General features: G+C 68.7%; 22 protein-coding genes. 13 read left to right on the forward strand and 9 right to left on the reverse strand.

Features of this window, described 5'->3' with window-relative positions; all coding sequences use genetic code 11:
- Window positions 1–142: 142 nt before the first annotated feature.
- From MFF07_RS13900 to MFF07_RS13910, 3 genes are all read left to right on the forward strand, one after another.
- The gene (locus MFF07_RS13900) at window positions 143–529 is read left to right on the forward strand and encodes a hypothetical protein (RefSeq protein ID WP_147814659.1); all 387 of its coding nucleotides are present in this window, start codon (window positions 143–145) and stop codon (window positions 527–529) included.
- Window positions 530–926: 397 nt separating this feature from the next.
- Window positions 927–1,394 carry a MarR family winged helix-turn-helix transcriptional regulator gene (locus MFF07_RS13905; protein ID WP_147814701.1) on the forward strand — a complete coding sequence of 156 codons (468 nt, stop codon included), beginning with the start codon at window positions 927–929 and terminating at the stop codon, window positions 1,392–1,394.
- Between the two features lie 255 nt (window positions 1,395–1,649).
- Window positions 1,650–2,108, forward strand: coding sequence for an NUDIX hydrolase (locus tag MFF07_RS13910; RefSeq protein WP_147814657.1), 459 nt, complete (start codon window positions 1,650–1,652; stop codon window positions 2,106–2,108).
- A gap of 8 nt (window positions 2,109–2,116) precedes the next feature.
- On the opposite strand, the gene MFF07_RS13915 is transcribed toward MFF07_RS13910, so the two are convergent.
- Together MFF07_RS13915 and MFF07_RS13920 are read right to left on the reverse strand one after the other, a co-directional pair.
- Window positions 2,117–3,088: an ABC transporter ATP-binding protein gene (locus MFF07_RS13915; RefSeq protein ID WP_147814655.1), complete on the reverse strand. Its 972-nt coding sequence runs from the start codon at window positions 3,086–3,088 to the stop codon at window positions 2,117–2,119.
- A gap of 13 nt (window positions 3,089–3,101) precedes the next feature.
- A complete protein-coding gene (locus MFF07_RS13920) occupies window positions 3,102–3,380 on the reverse strand; it encodes a hypothetical protein (protein ID WP_147814653.1) in 279 nt (92 codons plus the stop codon).
- Window positions 3,381–3,521: 141 nt separating this feature from the next.
- Between MFF07_RS13920 and MFF07_RS13925 the strand changes: the two genes are divergently transcribed.
- Complete coding sequence (locus MFF07_RS13925; protein WP_147814650.1) at window positions 3,522–3,869, forward strand: DUF2293 domain-containing protein; 348 nt, start codon at window positions 3,522–3,524, stop codon at window positions 3,867–3,869.
- On the opposite strand, the gene MFF07_RS13930 is transcribed toward MFF07_RS13925, so the two are convergent.
- A complete protein-coding gene (locus tag MFF07_RS13930; protein WP_238232222.1) occupies window positions 3,866–4,933 on the reverse strand; it encodes a YeiH family protein in 1,068 nt (355 codons plus the stop codon). The two genes, MFF07_RS13925 and MFF07_RS13930, sit on opposite strands and share 4 nt — an antisense overlap.
- Window positions 4,934–5,067: 134 nt before the next feature.
- Between MFF07_RS13930 and MFF07_RS13935 the strand changes: the two genes are divergently transcribed.
- From MFF07_RS13935 to MFF07_RS13945, 3 genes are all read left to right on the forward strand, one after another.
- The gene (locus MFF07_RS13935; RefSeq protein WP_147814646.1) at window positions 5,068–5,292 is read left to right on the forward strand and encodes a hypothetical protein; all 225 of its coding nucleotides are present in this window, start codon (window positions 5,068–5,070) and stop codon (window positions 5,290–5,292) included.
- A 155-nt stretch (window positions 5,293–5,447) separates the two neighbouring features.
- The gene (locus tag MFF07_RS13940) at window positions 5,448–5,657 is read left to right on the forward strand and encodes a TOBE domain-containing protein (RefSeq protein WP_147814644.1); all 210 of its coding nucleotides are present in this window, start codon (window positions 5,448–5,450) and stop codon (window positions 5,655–5,657) included.
- Between the two features lie 5 nt (window positions 5,658–5,662).
- Complete coding sequence (locus MFF07_RS13945; protein ID WP_147814642.1) at window positions 5,663–6,187, forward strand: hypothetical protein; 525 nt, start codon at window positions 5,663–5,665, stop codon at window positions 6,185–6,187.
- Between the two features lie 89 nt (window positions 6,188–6,276).
- On the opposite strand, the gene MFF07_RS13950 is transcribed toward MFF07_RS13945, so the two are convergent.
- Window positions 6,277–7,155: an aldose 1-epimerase family protein gene (locus MFF07_RS13950; protein ID WP_147814639.1), complete on the reverse strand. Its 879-nt coding sequence runs from the start codon at window positions 7,153–7,155 to the stop codon at window positions 6,277–6,279.
- 377 nt (window positions 7,156–7,532) lie between these two features.
- Between MFF07_RS13950 and MFF07_RS13955 the strand changes: the two genes are divergently transcribed.
- A complete protein-coding gene (locus MFF07_RS13955; protein WP_238232224.1) occupies window positions 7,533–8,447 on the forward strand; it encodes a hypothetical protein in 915 nt (304 codons plus the stop codon).
- Between the two features lie 97 nt (window positions 8,448–8,544).
- Window positions 8,545–8,958 carry a hypothetical protein gene (locus MFF07_RS13960; protein ID WP_147814635.1) on the forward strand — a complete coding sequence of 138 codons (414 nt, stop codon included), beginning with the start codon at window positions 8,545–8,547 and terminating at the stop codon, window positions 8,956–8,958.
- Between the two features lie 95 nt (window positions 8,959–9,053).
- On the opposite strand, the gene leuB is transcribed toward MFF07_RS13960, so the two are convergent.
- The 3 genes from leuB to MFF07_RS13975 form a co-directional block, all read right to left on the reverse strand.
- Entirely contained in the window at window positions 9,054–10,157 is a 1,104-nt protein-coding gene (gene leuB / locus MFF07_RS13965; RefSeq protein WP_147814633.1) for a 3-isopropylmalate dehydrogenase, read from the reverse strand.
- Window positions 10,158–10,362: 205 nt separating this feature from the next.
- Window positions 10,363–11,781, reverse strand: a complete 1,419-nt coding sequence (locus tag MFF07_RS13970; RefSeq protein ID WP_238232227.1) for a diguanylate cyclase domain-containing protein — start codon at window positions 11,779–11,781, stop codon at window positions 10,363–10,365.
- A gap of 215 nt (window positions 11,782–11,996) precedes the next feature.
- The gene (locus tag MFF07_RS13975; protein WP_147814629.1) at window positions 11,997–12,959 is read right to left on the reverse strand and encodes a polyprenyl synthetase family protein; all 963 of its coding nucleotides are present in this window, start codon (window positions 12,957–12,959) and stop codon (window positions 11,997–11,999) included.
- Window positions 12,960–13,075: 116 nt separating this feature from the next.
- On the opposite strand from MFF07_RS13975, the gene mtgA reads away from it, so the two are divergent.
- Both mtgA and MFF07_RS13985 read left to right on the forward strand, forming a co-directional pair.
- Window positions 13,076–13,750 carry a monofunctional biosynthetic peptidoglycan transglycosylase gene (mtgA, locus tag MFF07_RS13980; protein ID WP_147814699.1) on the forward strand — a complete coding sequence of 225 codons (675 nt, stop codon included), beginning with the start codon at window positions 13,076–13,078 and terminating at the stop codon, window positions 13,748–13,750.
- Between the two features lie 59 nt (window positions 13,751–13,809).
- Window positions 13,810–14,382 carry a hypothetical protein gene (locus MFF07_RS13985; protein ID WP_147814627.1) on the forward strand — a complete coding sequence of 191 codons (573 nt, stop codon included), beginning with the start codon at window positions 13,810–13,812 and terminating at the stop codon, window positions 14,380–14,382.
- Between the two features lie 98 nt (window positions 14,383–14,480).
- Here MFF07_RS13985 and MFF07_RS13990 read toward each other — a convergent pair whose 3' ends face one another.
- Window positions 14,481–14,774 carry a GIY-YIG nuclease family protein gene (locus MFF07_RS13990; protein WP_147814625.1) on the reverse strand — a complete coding sequence of 98 codons (294 nt, stop codon included), beginning with the start codon at window positions 14,772–14,774 and terminating at the stop codon, window positions 14,481–14,483.
- Between the two features lie 118 nt (window positions 14,775–14,892).
- Complete coding sequence (locus tag MFF07_RS13995) at window positions 14,893–16,140, reverse strand: argininosuccinate synthase (RefSeq protein WP_147814623.1); 1,248 nt, start codon at window positions 16,138–16,140, stop codon at window positions 14,893–14,895.
- 202 nt (window positions 16,141–16,342) lie between these two features.
- Here MFF07_RS13995 and MFF07_RS14000 point away from each other — a divergent pair, with 202 nt between their 5' ends.
- Both MFF07_RS14000 and rlmH read left to right on the forward strand, forming a co-directional pair.
- Entirely contained in the window at window positions 16,343–16,969 is a 627-nt protein-coding gene (locus tag MFF07_RS14000; RefSeq protein WP_238232228.1) for a 2-hydroxychromene-2-carboxylate isomerase, read from the forward strand.
- 114 nt (window positions 16,970–17,083) lie between these two features.
- On the forward strand, window positions 17,084–17,575 hold the full coding sequence (gene rlmH / locus MFF07_RS14005; protein ID WP_147814619.1) for a 23S rRNA (pseudouridine(1915)-N(3))-methyltransferase RlmH: 492 nt from the start codon (window positions 17,084–17,086) through the stop codon (window positions 17,573–17,575).
- Window positions 17,576–17,607: the final 32 nt, after the last annotated feature.

The raw sequence follows: 17,607 nt of genomic DNA on the forward strand, positions 1-17,607 counted from the left end.
GAAAACAGTTTCGATCGAGGACTTGCAGCCACACGACATCGAAGTCGCACGGCCTCTGATTTCGACGTTGTTGCGATCCCGGGCTTGACGTCGCAATCGCAGATGGCATGAAACTGCCTCATCCAGTCGTGAGGTGAAACGCGTGCTTGATCTGACTGAGAGCGACGAGCGTGCCGTCGAGCGCTTGAGCTTCTTCATGCTGAAGGAAGCCTACGGTGCGATCGCTTCGGTGCTCGTCACGCTCGATCCGGAGGTGGCGCAGACCCTGTTCGAGCGGATCGAGAGGCAGATCGAAGAGACGCTTCAGCGCATCCACAGCCAGCAATCGGAGGGTACCGCCTCCACCGGGGTCGCAACGGCGATCGCCGAAACTCTCGTGCCGGTCCTCGAGGAATGCCACGGCCACGAAACGAAGCCGAGTCTGCGGCAGCCGGCAGGATCACCGGCGGGCGGCGAAGCGTCCAAGGTTCAACTCCACAAGATCATGGCACCCCAGCCGCAGCTCACGGCCAAGATCGTCGCCACTTGAAGCCGGCAAGCGGATAAGAATGCCCGGACGATGATCTTCGTCCGACGACAGGGACGGGTACGACTCAGGATCGAACATTCGATGACGTCGTCGGACGGTGGCGGGATCGCAGCGATGCGCCACGGCGATCCTTTCGGGCGGCGCTACCGATCTGCATGGCTTCCGCCACATCGAATGATCGGAGACGCAGCTCTCCCGGAGTAGCGGGACAGTGCGACGCATCGACAGATCACCCCTTCGTGAATATGAAAATTTTCCCGAGAGATTTGTGCATGGATCTCCCGGTCTCACTTCCGCTATCGTACTACGGCTGCGATGCGGCACGGTTCGTGAAAGCTCGGCGCTCGCCTCGGTTGCACGGTCGACCGACGGTAGGGGGTCCAACGGCATGGTGAGTATGGTGAACGCGCCGACCGAGCAGGCCGGGGCCCTTCGAGACCCCCTCTTGCTCGACAACCAGCTCTGCTACGCCCTCTATGCGGCCGCGCACCGCATGACGAAGTCCTATCGCCCGATGCTGGAGCGGATGGGTCTGACCTATCCGCAATATCTCGTCCTGCTCGTCCTGTGGGAGACGGATGGCGTCACCGTATCCGAGATCGGGCGGAGGCTGCGGCTCGATTCGGGCACCCTGACGCCGGTTCTGAAGCGCCTGGAGACGGCGGGCCTCGTCGGCCGCAACCGCCGCCGCACCGACGAGCGCGAGGTCGAGATCGCCCTGACGCCGAACGGCCGCGACCTCCGTGCCGAAGCCGTGTCGGTCCGCCAATCGGTGATGTGCCAGCTCCACATGTCGGAGCCGGAGATCCAGGCGATGCGCGCCGACCTCAACGCGCTGATCGAGAATCTCAGCACCGCTCCCTGAACGGCGCGTGTTGCGCGGTCGCGATCGATCCGTCGCGAATATGCAGACCGAAGGGCGAACCGTCACCGGCGCGTCGCGTTGGTGGCCATCATGGCCGATCCGTCGGGTCCGTCGGGGTCGCAAATGCTTTGCCAGATAACTTTCGCCTTGAGCGCGTGCTCCGGCATCGGATAGTGAACCCGCCGTGACGCTCGCGATGACCCCACCCGCCCTGACGGATACCGAACCGCTACCCCGGTCCGGCGGCGTTTCCGCATGACGTCGAGCCCGATGGAGACGGTCCTCGAACCGAGGCGCCAGGTGGGTGCGCTGCCGTTCCGGCGCACGCCGGAGGGCAGCTTCCTGATCTTCCTGATCACGTCGCGCGAGAGCCGGCGCTGGGTCATTCCCAAGGGTTGGCCGATGAAGGGCCGCAAGCCCTACGAGGCCGCCGCCCGCGAAGCCTACGAGGAGGCCGGGCTCGTCGGCCATATCGGTAAGCGGCCGCTCGGCTTCTACCTCTACGACAAGCGCCTCAAGAGCCGCGATTCGGTGCTCTGTCAGGTCAAGGTCTTTCCGCTGGAAGTCCGCAAGCAGCTCAAGGCCTGGCCGGAGAAGCACCAGCGCGAGGGCCACTGGTTCTCGCCCTCGGAAGCGGCCGAACTCGTTGCCGAAGCCGGCTTATCCGGCATCATCCGCGCCGCGTGCAAGAAGGATCCCAGCATCGCCGGCTGAGCGACTGCTCAGGGTTCGTCGGATACCGGAGCGCCAGGGGCGTCTGCGCCTTCCCGCGCCGCCGCCCGGATCGCGTCGAGGGTGACGAACCGCAGCGAGCCGTCGCCGTCGAGCGCGAGCCGCGTCGCCCCCGAGGCCAGCATCAGCCCGAGGGCATCCCTCAACGAGAGATCGGGACTTACCCGGGCCGCGCCGTCGATCGTCCCCGGCAACGCGACTGCGCTCACGGCGACGAGGGCGAGACGGCGCAGGATGCGATCGTTACCGATGAAGTCCGCCACGAAGGCGTCGGCGGGCTTGGCCAGGAAGCGCTCCGGCGTGTCGGCCTGGACGATGGCGCCGTCGCGCATCAGGACGATGCGGTCGCCCATCAGCAGGCCTTCGGAGAGATCGTGCGTCACGATCATCACCGTCTTGCCGAGGCGCGCCAGGATCGCGCCGATCTCGCTCTGAAGCCGGCCGCGCGCCACCGGATCGACGGCCCCGAACGGCTCGTCCATCAGCAGCACCGGCGGATCGGCCGCCAGCGCACGGGCGACGCCGACGCGCTGGCGCTGTCCGCCGGACAGCGCATCCGGCCGCCTGTCGCGGTACTGAGCCGGATCGAGGCCGACGAGGTCGAGCATGGCGTCGACCCGCTCGGCGATCCGCTGGCGCGGCCAGCCGAGCAGTCCGGGCACCGTCGCCACGTTCTGCGCCACGCTCCGGTGCGGAAACAGGCCGATCCCCTGCAGCACGTAGCCGATGCCGCGGCGCAGCTTCACCGGATCGACGCCCGCTACGTCGCGGCCGTCGACGAGCACCCGTCCGGTATCGGGCTCGATCAGCCGGTTGACCATGCGCAGCGTCGTCGACTTGCCGCAGCCCGAGGGGCCGAGCAGCACGCAGGTGGTGCCCTCGGGGACGGTCAGGTCGAGATGATCGACGGCGGGGCGCGCAGCGTCGGCAAAGCGCTTCGAGACGCCCTCGAAGCGGATCACGCGCGAGGCACGATCAGCAACCCGAGCAGATCGAACCCATGGTCTTGCGCATCTTCGAATCCCAGGCCTTGTTGCGTGTGTCGGCCGCCTTCTGCGCCTTCGCCATCTCGTCGGCGACGGAGGGCTTTATCGCGCCGGGGTTGGCCGGCGGCATGACCCTGCCGGTGGCCGCGACGTTGCGGCCGGGGCTCGGCGACGGCGGCACGACGGGGCTCGTCGTCTGCGCCAGTGCCGGCAGCGCGAAGACGGCGGCGGCGAGGATCAGCGGGGATGCTCCGAGGCGGCGGCGCATGACATCGTTTCCGAGAGGCGACGCGCGGCAGCCGCAGGGTCGGCGGCATCGGCGTCAGGTCGCGTCGAGAGTGACATTGGCGCCCTTCGGTCGCAAGCTGGGCGGGCCGTATCGACGGCGCCGAAGAGGACGAATGCTGCGATGAGTCGCGCGCAGAACACGGCCAGCGTGCCAGGCAACCGGCGCGAGGCCGTCGCCGACGCCCTGGAGCGGATTGCGCCGCGCCTGCCGGCTTTCGAGGCCGACGCCACCCTGGATCGCGCCCTGTCGAGTTCGGGCCTGCGCGGGGCCGCGCCCGAGACGGCCGCATGGCTCGCCCTCGTCGCCTATGCCCGTCACGTCTTCACGGATTACGACGACCTTCTCGCCGAGGGCTACGACCGGGACAGCGCCCGGCATTTCGTCCTCGACGATCTCAACGCCACGTTGGGGGAATGGGGCTGCCGCCGGCAGGTGTCCGAGGACGTGGAGGAGAGCGACGAGGGCTAGCTCAGGTGCAGCACGCGGATCAGCACAAGGCTTACCGCGATCAGGACCGCGAGGGATCCCGTCACGACGAGCGTCACCCGGCCGCCGACCTGGGCCAGCCCGCGCACGTCGACGCCGAGACCGAGCGCCGCCATCGAGACGATGGTGAGCATTGTCGCGATCCGCGCCAGCGGCGGAAGGGCTGCATCGGGGACGAGCCCGAGGGAGCGCAGGCTCGCGAGCGCCAGGAAGCCGAGGATGAACCAGGGGACGAGCTTGCCGAGGCCGGGACGCGCCGAGCGCTGATCCGTCGCCCCACCCTCCGGCGACAGCCGCGGCGCGACGAACGAGAGCGCCACCACCACGGGCCCGAGCATCAGCACCCGTACGAGCTTCACCAGCGTGCCGATCTGCGTCGCGGCGAGGCCGATCGGCACGGTCGCGGCGAGCACTTGCGGCACCGCGTAGACGCAGAGCCCCGCCAGCACGCCGTATTGGTGCTCCGACAGGCCGGCCAGGGGCACGAACAGCGGCAGGCCCAGCACGACGAGCACGCCGACCACGGCGGTGAAGGCGATCGAGGCGGCGACGTCGCGGCCGTCGGCGCCGATCACCGGGGCGACGGCCGCGATCGCAGAATTGCCGCAGATCGCGTTGCCGCAGGCGATCAGGATCGACATGCGTGCGGGCAGGCCGAGCAGGCGTCCGAGCAGGAGGCTCGCCAGGATCGAGAGCAGCACGGTGCCGACGATGCCCGTGAGCAGGGCAGGACCGGAGGCGACGAGCGCACCGAGGCTGACGGACGCGCCGAGCAGGGTCACGGCGACTTCCAGCAGCTGCTTGGCGCCGAAGGCGATGCCGGCAGCGAACCGCTCGCTCGGCTGCCATGCCGTACGCAGGGCCATGCCCCCGAGGATCGCGACCACCAGCGCCTCGACATAGGGATGGCCGAAGGCTTCCTCCTCGACGGCCTGCACGCCCGCGGCCAGGGCGGTGATGGCAAGGCACAGGGCGAGCCCGGGCCACAGGGCGCGCGCGCCTCGAGCGGGCCGGAGGGCCGGGTTCCGGGGATGTCGAGAGTTCACACCGATCCTTCGCACGCCATCGAGAAGAAACTTCCAACTACGGCCAATCGGAGAGAACGAAGGTCTTTTGAGCGGCGGGCCTTCGAAAGATCCATCCATTGCCCGGCTCAAGGACACGGGCGATATCTGCTAGGATGAGCGATGATGCAAAGACCGGGCACCAGGGCTACGACCCGTTCGGCGAGCCGCTCGCGACGGACCGTCCCGCCATCACGTCCGTCCTCGATCGACGCGCCAACCGGGCTGCCTTGGCCGTGTTCTGGACCCTGGCGCTGCTCTTCGTGGCCGGGAGGGTCTACACGACCGATTGGCCGGCTGCCCATGCCTTCGTCGTGGCGATGATCGGCGGCGCTTGGTAGCTCCGCGACGCAGGAACGTGTCGTCTTGACTGGTTGTCCTGCCCGCTGACGGTACTCTGGCAACGATGCCCATGGCGGGTTGATCAGGTCCTCGCGACGGCCCAGAAGAGCGTCGCAACGGCCCAGTTTCAGGGCCGAGTCGCCGAGGACCCGTCATGAAGATCAGTGCGCGCAACGTACTCAAGGGCAAGATCGTCTCCGTCGAGAAGGGCGCCACCACCGCCCACGTGAAGATCGAGGTCGCCTCCGGCCAGGTCGTCACCTCGGCGATCACCAACGAGGCCGTGGACAGCCTGGGTCTCGCCGTCGGCGGCGAGGCCTACGCGGTGATCAAGAGCTCCGACGTCATGATCGCGGTGGACTGAGCACCATGCGCATCTCCGCCTCGGTTCTTCTCGCCGTTCTGGCGCTCGCCGGCAGCACCGCCCAGGCGCAGGACGCGGCCAAGCCCGAGGCGGATGTCTGCGCGAGCTTCGATTGGCCGCTGGCGCGCGAGCAAGCTTGGTTTTCAGCGCCCGACCTGCCGGTGCTGGTCTCCGGCGCGAACCTCCCCGTGGAGCGGCCCGCGGCTACTCTCACCCTGAAGCCCTCGGCCGAGGCCGACCTGCCCCAGGTACCGAGCCGTGCGCCGAAGCCCGGCAGCTTTTCAGGATATGTTCTCGTCGCCGCGCCCCCTGCGCCGGGTCAGGTCCAGGTGACGCTCTCGGGCGAGGGCTGGATCGACGTGGCGGAGGAGGGCGGCGCGCCCCTCAAGCCCGGCGCTCATAGCGGCCGCAGGGGATGCGTGAGCCTGCGCAAGAGCGTGCGATTTGCGGTCGGGACGAAGCCGTTGGTGGTCATTGTCAGCAACGCCGCCGCCCAGACGCTGCGTATCGCGGTGACGCCGGTCGACTGATCCACTTCGGTGGCGCGAATGCCCTCTCCCCGCATGCGGGGAGAGGGTGGCGCGGCTTGGATCTCAGGGCTGGTCCGAAGCCCACCTGGTCACCCCTGCAGGCTCAACCCGACCCCGTGCAACGCCTGCGCGCCCGGCGCCAGAATGCGTTGCGAATCCCGCTCCGCCAGCTCGCCCTCGAAACCGGCCCGGTCGGCATGACCAGTCCAGCATTCCAGCGACAGGAACGGCGCGGTCGGCTTCGTCCAGATCGCGAAATGCGGAAAGTCCTCGACCGCCATAGCGATCGCCTTGTCGCCGGGGCCGACGAAACGCATCGAGCGGCTCTTGGCATCGAGGAAGACCAGCGCTTCCTTGAACATCTCGGGATCGAGCGGCAGCGTCGTGTCGATGAGCGGCACGGCGCGCGTTTCGGCGGCGATCAGGCCGCCCTCGGCGATCTCCGGCACGTCCGGCGATTCCGTCGCGTCGAAGACGACGTGGTAGCCGCCGCCGGCCCGGCGCTCGCCGTCCGCGAAGGGCCAGGGAAAGGCGGGGTGGAAGCCGAGCCCATAGGGCAGGGGGGTCTCGCCGGTGTTCTCGACCTTGCAGACGAAGAGCAGGCGGCACGTATCGACCCGCACGTCGATGTCGAGGCGGAAGGCGAAGGGGTAATGCGTCCGGGTGGCGTCGCCGTCCTCGAGCCGCAACGTCACCGCATCCTCGGACTGCGTCACCACGCTGAAGGGCAGGTCGCGGGCGAAGCCGTGCTGGCCCATCGGATAGGTCTGGCCGTCGACCCGAACCACGCCGCCGGCCGAGGCGCCGACCACCGGGAAGAGCCAGGGCGCGTGCCGGTTCCAGTGCTCGGGGTCGCCGTTCCAGAGGTATTCCCGGCCGGCGACCTGCCACGACACCGGCTCGGCACCCTGCAGCGCGATGCGGGCGCTGGTCCCGTCGGCGGCCCGGATCTCGATCGTCTCGCTCATGATACGCGTCTCCCTGGGCCGTCCGCTTCGGGACTCTTCCGGTGAGCGGGGCAGGGGGCGCCCGGTTCCGCGGCGGACCGGAGCCCCGAATCCGGCTCGAACCGATCATGAACCTAGCGCATGCCGTAGAAAAAGGGACTCCGGCAGGAGCAAAATATCACACGCGACCAAGGGGATAGAGCGGACGCCGTCACCGCTCGGCAGAAGCGCGCCGGACCGGTCGCAGTGAAGGTTCGATTCACCGTGAGTCCAGGCCGCGGGGGATAACCCGGTCCGGACCGCATCGACGGAAACCCGATCCTGCGAGTCCGCACGCCACAGCAACGGGAACGGCGCGGCCTCGCGGGCTGCAGCGGACCCGGCACGAGGCGGTTAGGATGCGGCGCGAACCGACCTTCGACGATCTGGATTTCGACCAACCGGACGACGGCGTCCTGCCGCTCGGTGCGCCGAGGCCGTTCGGCCGCGCCCGTCTCGCCGCCCGCCTTGCCCTTGCCGCGGCGGTGATCGCCGGCCTCAGCCTTTTCGCCCGCGACAGAACCGGGTCGGCGCCATCGCCGCGCGCCTGGACAGAACCGCAACGCCTCGTGCAGGCGCCTGCCGTTCGCGCAGCGATCCCGGCGAGTACGGCCGGGCCGCTGCTGGCCATGGATTCCGGCGATCCGCCGGCCCGCGCCGAGCCTCCGCGCTGGAACGCGGCCACGGGCCTGCGCGAAGATGCCCTGACGCAGGGCAGCTTCGATGCGATCGAGGCGCCGTTTCTGCGGCTGACAATGACCGAGACGGGGCAGAGCCCCGAACCGGCGACGAGCCTGTTCGTGACGCTCGCCCGTCGTGCGGCGGAGATGCAGGGGCTGTCGGTGCTCCGCACCGGCGTACGCGGCACGGTCGAAACCAAGTTCGGTCCGTTCGAGACGGTGGAGGCGACGCTGAGCGGGCAGGGCTCCCGCCTCTGCACGGGGTTTGCCGGCATCGGCGCCAAGGCGATGCGGATCGACGGATGGCTCTGCGGCGTGCTCGGGCAGGCTCCCGAGCCTCGCGCGGTAGCCTGCGCCATCGGCGCGGTGCGGCTCGCCATCGCCGCGACCCCGACGATCGAGGTCGCGTTCGGGGAGGCCGAGCTGCGCCGAAGCGCCGGATGCGGTCCTGAGGGGGGCGTCGCCGGAAACACCCGCGGCAGCGACGAGACCGGGTCCATCGCCGGTCGCAAAACTGCAACAGGGGAGAGGAATTCGCGCCGGCCCAGAAAAAATGAGGCGGAACTGCGGCGAAATACGCAAGCGCGGCTATAAGGGCGGAACAACGGCTCAGCTCAGGCGTCTACTCCACAACGGGCTAATTGTTAACGTGCCCACCTTAGCTTCTGCCCACGCAAATCAGGGTCCCGCCATGCGCTTTATCAAGCTCGCCCTCCTGGGCGCCCTCTCCGTCACCGCGATCGGGTTCGGCTCGGCTGCAGAGGCGCAGGGCCCTTACGGCGCTCCGGGTTACGTCCGCGTCAGCCGTCCGCTGCCGATCCGCATCAAGCCGCGCAGCTGGCTCGACGCCGGCAACGTCACCGAGGCCTATAACGGTTCCGTCGCGAACCCGGCGACCAACCCCTACCTGATCCAGGCCAGCAACCTGAATTCGCCGGTCTACGGCCGCAACGACATGTACGGCGGCAGCAACATGCCCGACGCCATCACCAACGGCCCGTTCATCGGCGCCCGCGGCGGCGCGATCCGCAACGTCGACTTCTCGGCGATCGACGCGATCGACCCGACGTCCTACGTCTCGCGCACGGGCCGGTCGCCCTACTAGAACCAAGCGACTTTTCGGATTTCGAGACGGGCCCCTTTTCGGGGTCCGTTTTCGTTTGGGGTGGTGCCCGACCGATTCGAGCTCACCCACTGCGCTCAGGCGGAGCCGAGCTCGCGCAGGATCGCATCGCCCATCTCGGACGTGCTGATCACCGCGGCACCCTCCTTGGCGATGTCGCGGGTGCGGGCGCCGGAGGCGAGCACGCGGGTGATCGCGGCCTCGACTTGGTCGGCGGCGTCGCCGAGGCCGAAGGAGTAGCGCAGGCACATGGCCAGCGAGCCGATCATCGCGATCGGGTTGGCGAAGCCCTTGCCGGCGATATCGGGAGCCGAGCCGTGGACGGGCTCGTAGAGCGCCTTGCGGGTGCCCTTGGCATCGACCGCTCCCAGCGACGCCGAAGGCAGCATCCCGAGGGAGCCGGTGAGCATCGCCGCGATGTCCGAAAGCACGTCGCCGAACAGGTTGTCCATGACGAGCACGTCGAACTGCTTCGGACGCCGGACGAGCTGCATGGCGCAGTTGTCGGCGAGCACGTGCTCCAACGCGATGTCGGAATGGTGCTCCTGGTGGACCCGCGTGACCACCTCCTTCCAGAGGACGCCGGTCTTCATGACGTTGTTCTTCTCGGCCGAGGCGACGCGGCCGGAGCGCTTGCGGGCGAGATCGAAGGCGACGTGGGCGATCCGCTCGATCTCGGCGGTGGTGTAGACCTGGGTGTCGACGGCGCGCTTGGAGCCGTCCTCCAGCGTCGTGATCTCCTTCGGCTCACCGAAATAGACGCCGCCGGTGAGCTCGCGCACGATCATGATGTCGAGGCCCTCGACGAGCTCGGGCTTGAGCGCGGAGGCCTCGGCCAGCGCCGGGTAGCAGATCGCCGGGCGCAGATTTGCGAACAGGCCGAGATCCTTGCGCAGGCGCAGCAGGCCGGCCTCGGGGCGGATCTCGTAGGCGACGCCGGCCCATTTCGGGCCGCCGACGGCGCCGAGCAGGATGGCATCGGCCGCATCGGCCTTGGCGAGCGTCGCGTCGGAGAGCGGCGTGCCGTGCGCGTCGATGGCCGAGCCGCCGACGAGGTCGGTCTCGGTCTCGAACGTCGCGAGGCCGGCTCGACCCAGCCAGCCGACCACTTTTTCGACCTCGGCCATCACCTCGGGGCCGATGCCGTCGCCGGGGAGGAGAAGGAGCTTGTAGGTCGTCATGGTCGCCCTGGCCTTTGAAGCATGATGCGGAACAGTCGATCCGGTTTTCCGACGACATCACGCGCGAACGAGGAACTCGATCATGCCACCGCTCCCGTAAGGCAGCGGCACGATCGAGATGCCCGGGCTTGGTCGGCCGGGCGATTGTCAGGGGGCTGTAATGAGCCGGTCCCGGTGCTGGCAAGTCCGGAGACGCCGGTTCGGCTCAGTGCGCCTGCCGGAGCGCGCGGCGCTCGCCGTCGGGCATGGGCGGTTGCGGCATGCCTCCTCGCTCGCCGTTCGTCATGCCGGCATCGAATATCCGGAAGGTGCCGCGCCCGGCGGCCTTGGCGGCGTAGAGGGCGGTGTCGGCCTGCGTGAACAGGTCGGAGGGCGTGCACGGCCCGACGACGGGGGCGATGCCGACGGAGGCGCCGATGCGGAAGGCGTGCGCACCGCATTGCATGGGCTGGCTCAGGGCGGCGACGATCGCGTCGGCGAGCACCTCCGTCGCGCTGTCCCCGGCACCGCGGCCAAGCAGCACGGCGAACTCGTCGCCGCCGATCCGCGCGACGAGATCCGCCCCCGTGCAGACCGTGCCGAGCCGGCGGGCGGCCTCCTGCAGGCAGGCATCGCCCAGGGCGTGGCCGAAGCCGTCGTTGATCCGCTTGAAGCCATCGAGATCGACCAGCAACAGCGCGGCGACGGGTGCGCGGTCGCGGCGATCCGCGCCGAGATCCGCCAGCCGAGCCTCGAAGCTGGCGCGGTTGGCGAGCCCCGTCATCACGTCGAACTCGGCGAGATAGCGGGTCCGTTCGAGCAGCAGCGTCTGCTCGGTGATGTCCTGCTTCATGCCGAACAGGCGCACGGGGACCCCGTCCCGGCAATCGGTCGCGGCGGTGAGCCGGATCCAGCGGCGGCGCCCCTTCAGCGTGACGATCTCGGTATCGAGCCGGAAGCCGCGACGGCCGGCGATGGCCGCGCTGCGGGTCCGCTCGAGCACCTCGCGCGACGCCTGCGTGTAGCAATCCAGCGTCGTGTGGCGCGCGAGGCGCGCACCCCGCGGGATCTCGAACAGGTCGAAGACCTGATCGGTCCAAGTCAGGCCGTCGTCGTGCAACGCGCATTCCCAGATGCCGACGCGCGCCCCGGCCGCCGCCCGCTCGAAGGTGCCGCGGCCCTGGGCCATCTCCTCGGCCTGCGCGCGGATGGTGAGGGCCTGCTTCTCGAGGCGATCCCGGAGACGCTCGATGGTGATGTCGTCGCATCGGCGCGCGGCCACCGGCGCGAGTTCGGCCGCCAGATCCTCGAAGGCCCGAACATGCACCGCCGAGAGCCAGCGCGGCTGCGAATGGACCAGACTGAGCACGCCGAACGGCCGGCCCGTCTCCGACATCAGAGGGATGCCAGCATAGAAGCGGATGCGCGGCCGGCCGGATGCAGCTTGAACCGAGTCGGCCTCCAGATCGATGTCCGGCACGACGACCGTGCCGGAAGCGGCCATCACCTGGAGGCGGCAGGCGGCGGGATTGGCGGACCAGGGGATCGGCGCGCCGGAATGGAATTCGGCCGGACGGCCCTCTTCGTCCGTCAGGCGGATCATCGCCGCACGGACGCAGAAGCTGCGGCGAACGCGCTCCAGCAACAATGCGATCGGATCAGGGCTGTCGAGGCACATCACACGAACGACACTCGTCCCCACCCCGCCGAACCGAACGCCCGCGCGGATCGAGGGATATCAGACAGTGAGGTGCAAAGCGTAAAGGTTTAATTGGCCTTCGGCGCACCGGTCACGGGCGAACGACTGGGAACCAGACCGGTCCCGCATTCGGAGGCAGTTCGGCGAGAGCCGGCGGCGGACTATGCCTTGCGCGCCACCGTGAACCGCGCCGCCTCGCGCAGGATGGCCGCGCGCTCGCCCCAGGGGGCCACCGCCTCCTCGCAGATGCCGACGAGGCGGTCGCATTCGGCGCGGGCGCCGTCGAGGCCCAGGCGATCGACCAGGGTCGCCTTGCCGGCGTCCTTGTCCTTGCCGGTGGCCTTGCCCATCGCTTCCGGAGACGCCTCGCGGTCGAGGATGTCGTCGGCGACCTGGAAGGCCTGGCCCAACGCCTGGCCGTAGCGCAGGAGCGCGGCGCGCTGCCCGCGGTCGGCGTGGCCAACGATGGCGCCGGCCTCGACCGAGAAGGCGAGGATCGCACCGGTCTTCATCGCCTGCATGCGCAGCGTATCGTCGATGTCGAGGACGACCTTGCCGAAACGGCCCTCGGCCGAGAGGTCGAGGAGCTGTCCGCCGACCATGCCGCCGAGCCCCGAGGATTTGGCGAGGCCGAGCACGAGGTCGGCGCGGATCGCGGGATCGGGCTGCCACTGCGCGTCGGCGGTGATCTCGAAGGCCAGCGTCTGCAGGGCATCGCCGACGAGGATCGCGGTGGCCTCGTCATAGGCCTTGTGGACGGTGGGCTTGCCGCGGCGCAGGTCGTCGTCGTCCATGGCCGGCAGATCGTCGTGGACCAGCGAGTAGCAGTGCACCAGCTCGACGCCGGCGCCGGCCGCCATCGCGCCCTCCTCGGACCCGCCGAGCATGCGCGCGGTCTCGATGGCCAGGAACGGGCGCAGGCGCTTGCCGCCGCCGAGCACGGCATGGCGCATCGCCTCCATCAGGCGCGGCGGCCGGGCGATCTCGCCGGCGCGCAAAGTCTCGTCGAGGAGCGCTACCAGGAAGCGCTCGACGTCGTCGGCCACGGTGGCGAGCCTGTGGGAAAACGGCTCGGCCGACGCGTTCGCCTTGACCGGGGCGTCGGAACCCTGCGTTGAGGTCATCGAAAGGGCCTGACTTGGGGGTGGGCGCGTGCGGCGTGCTTAGGGTGGAACGCGAGGAGACCCGCCGGCCGGATCCGCAGGAGCGCAGCCTGCGGCGGATCCAGCCTGCGCGGCGAATGGCGGGAGCCCGGCGCATCGCCTCGCTGGCCATGCGCCTCGCCCTCGCCCTCGTCGCCCTCACGCTTGTGCTGACGCTCGTCTATCGCGTGGTGATGCCCGTCTCAACCCCGATGCTGGGGCGATGGTTGACGGGCCAGCCGGTATCACGGGAGGCTGTGCCGTTCGACCGGATCGCGCCGGCACTGGTGCGCGCCGTCTTCACCGCCGAGGACCAGAAGTTCTGCATGCACCACGGCATCGACTGGACGGCGCTGACCGACGTCGTGGACGACGAGGGCGGCCCGAGCCGCGGCGCCTCCACCATCACCATGCAGACGGTCAAGAACGTCTTCCTCTGGCGCGGCCGCTCCTACATCCGCAAGGCCATCGAGATCCCGATCGCCATGCTGGCCGACCTGCTCTGGGGCAAACGCCGGACCATGGAGATCTATCTCAACGTCGCCGAATGGGGCGAGGGCGTCTTCGGCGCCGAGGCCGCGGCCCGGCACTGGTTCAACAAGAGCGCCCGCGACCTGAAGCCCTCCGAGGCGATCCTGCTGGCCGCAACCCTGCCGAACCCGATCGCGCGCAACCCGCGCAAGCCGTCGCCCGAGACCCGTGCCAAGGCCTCCCGCATCCAGGCCGCCTACGGCGCCATGGACGACTACATCGGCTGCCTCGGCCCGCGATAGCGGCGGCCGCCGTCATCCTGTAGTGGCTCCGGAACACCCAAAAACCCGAGCGGAACCGGATGGCCGACGACACACCCTTTGAGCTCACCCTGGAGCGGATCGCCCTGATCCGCCGGATGGTCGTCGCCTGGAACGGCGCCGGATCCGGCGCACCGATCGTCCACCCCGACGCGCCCTACGGCAGCACCGACCGCGACGGCGACATCTTCAACGTCACCGGCGACGACGACGGCGCCGACGAGGAGCATCGCGCATTGGGCGATGCGCTCGCCGTGTTCCTGCAGAACGCCGTGCTCAAGCCAGGCCGCTACCAGTACCACAACACTCTGGCCAAGCTCGATTCCAGCGATGTCGGCGACGTCTTCCGCGACGAGGCCACCGGCGAGACGCCCGAGCACGTCACCTTCGACATCACGGCCGAGCACATCGTGCTGGCGCAGCGGCTCGCGGTCCTGTGGGACACGGCCCGCGACGTGCCGGGGATCGATGTGGCGCAGCCCTACGGGGCGGATCTCGAGATCCCTCCGCAGCACCACGAGATGCAGCCGGCCCTGCAGATCTTCCTGCGATATGCGGATCTGGGGCCGGGGTTTTTCGAGGAGTCCGAGGGGCGTTGGACGGCCGTCGGATAGGAGAAATTTGGTGTCGCTTCGCGACTGTCGATACGCTGGGTCCCGGATCGCCTTCCGCTGCGCTGCAGGCGTCCGGGAAAGGGGGCGGAGGTTTTGCGTCAGCCGTTGAGGTTATTGTAGAGATCCCGCCAATCGGGATTGAACGTCTCGATCAGTTCGAGTTTCCAAGCCCGCCGCCAACGCTTGATGCTGTACTCGCGCTGCCGGGCGAGTGCGATGTGAGAATAACCTTCGTACCAGACGAGCCACGCCACGCCATATTCGCGCGTGAAGCCCGGCACGATACCGTTCTTGTGCTCCCAGACACGCCGCGCAAGGTCGGTCGTGGAGCCTGTATAAAGCGTCCCGTTACGCTGGCTTGCCAGGATATAGCAGTGCGATTCGGAGCGCATTGCTCCGAAGTATACTCACCACCTTTCCCGGGCGCATGAAGCGAAGCGGAATGCGACCCGGGACCCAGCACAGAAAGTCGCGAAGCGTCCGGTCAATCGACCGCAAGCCCCGCAACCCTCACTCGCCGTCGCGCTTCTTCCGCTGGGCCAGCGTGCGCAGCCGCAGGGCGTTCAGCTTGATGAAGCCCGCCGCGTCGCGGTGGTCGTAGGCGACGGCGCCCTCTTCGAAGGTGACGAGGTCCTGGTCGTAGAGCGAGTGCGGGCTGGTGCGGCCGATGACGTGGACGCCGCCCTTGTAGAGCTTGAGCCGGACCTCGCCGGCGACCTTCTCCTGGCTCTTGTCGATCAGCGCCTGCAGCATCTCGCGCTCCGGCGAGAACCAGAAGCCGTTGTAGATCAGCTCGGCGTATTGCGGCATGATCTGGTCCTTGAGGTGCGCCGCACCCCGGTCCAGCGTGATCGACTCGATGGCGCGGTGAGCCGGCAGTAGAATGGTGCCGCCCGGCGTCTCGTACATGCCGCGGCTCTTCATGCCGACGAAACGGTTCTCCACCAGATCGAGCCGGCCGATGCCGTTGTCGTGGCCGAGCTGGTTGAGCTTGGCCAGCAGGCTTGCCGGCGACAGCGCCTCGCCGTCGATCGAGACCGCGTCGCCCTTCTCGAAACCGATGGTGACGATGGTGGGGGTGTCGGGTGCCTCTTCCGGCGAGATCGTGCGGGAAAAGACGTATTCCGGCACCTCGTCGGCCGGGTCCTCCAGCACCTTGCCCTCGGAGGAGGCGTGCAGGAGGTTGGCGTCGACCGAGAACGGGCTCTCGCCGCGCTTGTCCTTGGCGATCGGGATCTGGTGCTGCTCGGCGAAGGCGATCAGCTGTTCGCGGCTCTTCAGGTCCCATTCGCGCCAGGGGGCGATGACAGTGACGTCGGGCTTGAGCGCGTAGTAGCCGAGCTCGAACCGAACCTGGTCGTTGCCCTTGCCGGTGGCGCCGTGACAGACGGCGTCGGCCCCGACGCGCTCGGCGATCTCGATCTGCTTCTTCGCGATGAGCGGCCGCGCGATCGAGGTGCCGAGCAGGTAGACGCCCTCGTAGACCGCGTTGGCGCGGAACATCGGAAACACGTAGTCCCGCACGAATTCCTCGCGCAGGTCCTCGATGAAGATGTTTTCCGGCTTGATGCCGAGGAGTTCGGCCTTCTTGCGCGCCGGCTCCAGCTCCTCGCCCTGGCCGAGATCGGCGGTGAAGGTCACGACCTCGCAGCCATAGGTGGTCTGGAGCCACTTCAGGATGATCGAGGTGTCGAGGCCGCCGGAATAGGCGAGCACGACCTTCTTCACGGGAGAGGAGGCGGGGGAAGCGTCGGTCATGGGCGTCGTCATCGCATCGGGCAACCGGAAGCAGGCGGCTTAACAGCGGAGCCGCGAGCGGCGCAACCATGCCTGCCGTGCGGCGTTGCTGGCCGTGCTCGATGGTCTGTTCGTTGCTCCGTCCACGACGCAAATCGGCCTTGCCGCGGCCATGCTCGCGCAGGACACTACGTAGATACTCAGCTCCCCGGAGATTCGACGAATGGCGCGACGGCCGACCCTCGAATTCTGGTACGAGTTCGCCTCCACCTATTCCTATCTCGCCGCCATGCGGATCGAGGGCCTTGCCGAGGCCGCTGAGGTCGAAATCCGCTGGCGCCCGTTCCTGCTCGGACCGATCTTTGCGGCTCAGGGCTGGACCAACTCGCCGTTCAACATCTTTCCCGTCAAAGGCCGCAACATGTGGCGCGACCTCGACCGCGAGGCCGCGCGCTACCGGCTGCCGCCGGTCACGCGCCCGAACCCGTTCCCGCAGAATTCGCTCAGCGCCACCCGCGCCGCGATCCATGGGGCCGACCAGGACTGGCTGGTGCCGTTTACGAAAGCGGTGTTCGAGACCGAATTCGCCAAGGGCGGCTCCATCGCCGAGCCGCATGCGGTCGTCGCGATCCTCGACAAGCTCGGCCTCGATGGCACGGCAATCCTCAGGGCGGCCTCCTCCGAGGCGAGCAAGGGCCGTCTCAAGCTGGCCGGCGAGGAGGCCCGCTCCCGCGGCATCTACGGCGCGCCGAGCTTCCTGACCGAGGATGGCGAGCTGTTCTGGGGGAACGACCGGCTGGAGCAGGCGCTCGACTGGGCGGCGGGCAACCGGCCGGGCGCGATGCGGTGACATCGGCACCGGGGCCGGCCGCATTCCATCCTTGACGCGCCGACACCGAACGGGAATTGGCATCGTCGGGCTGGAAGCGAAAACGCCCGACGAGTCTTGGACCAGACCCATCGCATGCGCCTCCTGATCGTTGCCGTCGGACGCATGAAGAACGGTCCAGAACGCGATCTCGCCGCCCGCTACCAGGAGCGTGCCATCGCCCTCGGCCGTAGCCTCGGCTTCACCGCCTGCGACCTCTTCGAAGTCGCCGAGAGCCGCGCCCGCCGTGCCCCCGACCGTCAGGCCGAAGAGGCGCAGGCGATCCTCGCGCAGCTCCCGGCCAATGCTGCGCTGCTCGCCTACGACGAACGCGGGCGCTCGGACCTCGCCAGCGAGAAGATCGCCGAGCGGATCGGCCTGTGGCGGGATGCCGCACGGCCGGCCCTCGTCATCGCGATCGGCGGTGCGGATGGTCTCGACGCGAGCGTGCGGGCACGGGCCGACCTTATTCTCGCCTTCGGAGCCGCGACACTGCCGCATGGTCTGGTGCGTGTGCTCGTTTGGGAGCAGGTCTACCGGACCCTGACCATCCTGGCGGGCCACCCGTATCATCGCGGCGAAGCCTGAATGCACCTGGCCGAACTCCCGATGAGCAGGTC

The sequence above is a fragment of the Methylobacterium thuringiense genome, assembly GCF_022179645.1.
GTDB classification, from domain to species: domain Bacteria; phylum Pseudomonadota; class Alphaproteobacteria; order Rhizobiales; family Beijerinckiaceae; genus Methylobacterium; species Methylobacterium thuringiense.

Bases quoted from the DNA above. Each gene is read 5' to 3' on its own strand.
- MFF07_RS13905 (WP_147814701.1), top strand. From the start codon at position 927: ATGGTGAACGCGCCGACCGAGCAGGCCGGGGCCCTTCGAGACCCCCTC.
- MFF07_RS13910 (WP_147814657.1), top strand. From the start codon at position 1,650: ATGACGTCGAGCCCGATGGAGACGGTCCTCGAACCGAGGCGCCAGGTG.
- MFF07_RS13920 (WP_147814653.1), bottom strand. From the start codon at position 3,380: ATGCGCCGCCGCCTCGGAGCATCCCCGCTGATCCTCGCCGCCGCCGTC.
- MFF07_RS13925 (WP_147814650.1), top strand. From the start codon at position 3,522: ATGAGTCGCGCGCAGAACACGGCCAGCGTGCCAGGCAACCGGCGCGAG.
- MFF07_RS13935 (WP_147814646.1), top strand. From the start codon at position 5,068: ATGAGCGATGATGCAAAGACCGGGCACCAGGGCTACGACCCGTTCGGC.
- MFF07_RS13940 (WP_147814644.1), top strand. From the start codon at position 5,448: ATGAAGATCAGTGCGCGCAACGTACTCAAGGGCAAGATCGTCTCCGTC.
- MFF07_RS13945 (WP_147814642.1), top strand. From the start codon at position 5,663: ATGCGCATCTCCGCCTCGGTTCTTCTCGCCGTTCTGGCGCTCGCCGGC.
- MFF07_RS13950 (WP_147814639.1), bottom strand. From the start codon at position 7,155: ATGAGCGAGACGATCGAGATCCGGGCCGCCGACGGGACCAGCGCCCGC.
- MFF07_RS13955 (WP_238232224.1), top strand. From the start codon at position 7,533: ATGCGGCGCGAACCGACCTTCGACGATCTGGATTTCGACCAACCGGAC.
- MFF07_RS13960 (WP_147814635.1), top strand. From the start codon at position 8,545: ATGCGCTTTATCAAGCTCGCCCTCCTGGGCGCCCTCTCCGTCACCGCG.
- leuB (WP_147814633.1), bottom strand. From the start codon at position 10,157: ATGACGACCTACAAGCTCCTTCTCCTCCCCGGCGACGGCATCGGCCCC.
- MFF07_RS13975 (WP_147814629.1), bottom strand. From the start codon at position 12,959: ATGACCTCAACGCAGGGTTCCGACGCCCCGGTCAAGGCGAACGCGTCG.
- mtgA (WP_147814699.1), top strand. From the start codon at position 13,076: ATGGCGGGAGCCCGGCGCATCGCCTCGCTGGCCATGCGCCTCGCCCTC.
- MFF07_RS13985 (WP_147814627.1), top strand. From the start codon at position 13,810: ATGGCCGACGACACACCCTTTGAGCTCACCCTGGAGCGGATCGCCCTG.
- MFF07_RS13990 (WP_147814625.1), bottom strand. From the start codon at position 14,774: ATGCGCTCCGAATCGCACTGCTATATCCTGGCAAGCCAGCGTAACGGG.
- MFF07_RS13995 (WP_147814623.1), bottom strand. From the start codon at position 16,140: ATGACCGACGCTTCCCCCGCCTCCTCTCCCGTGAAGAAGGTCGTGCTC.
- MFF07_RS14000 (WP_238232228.1), top strand. From the start codon at position 16,343: ATGGCGCGACGGCCGACCCTCGAATTCTGGTACGAGTTCGCCTCCACC.
- rlmH (WP_147814619.1), top strand. From the start codon at position 17,084: ATGCGCCTCCTGATCGTTGCCGTCGGACGCATGAAGAACGGTCCAGAA.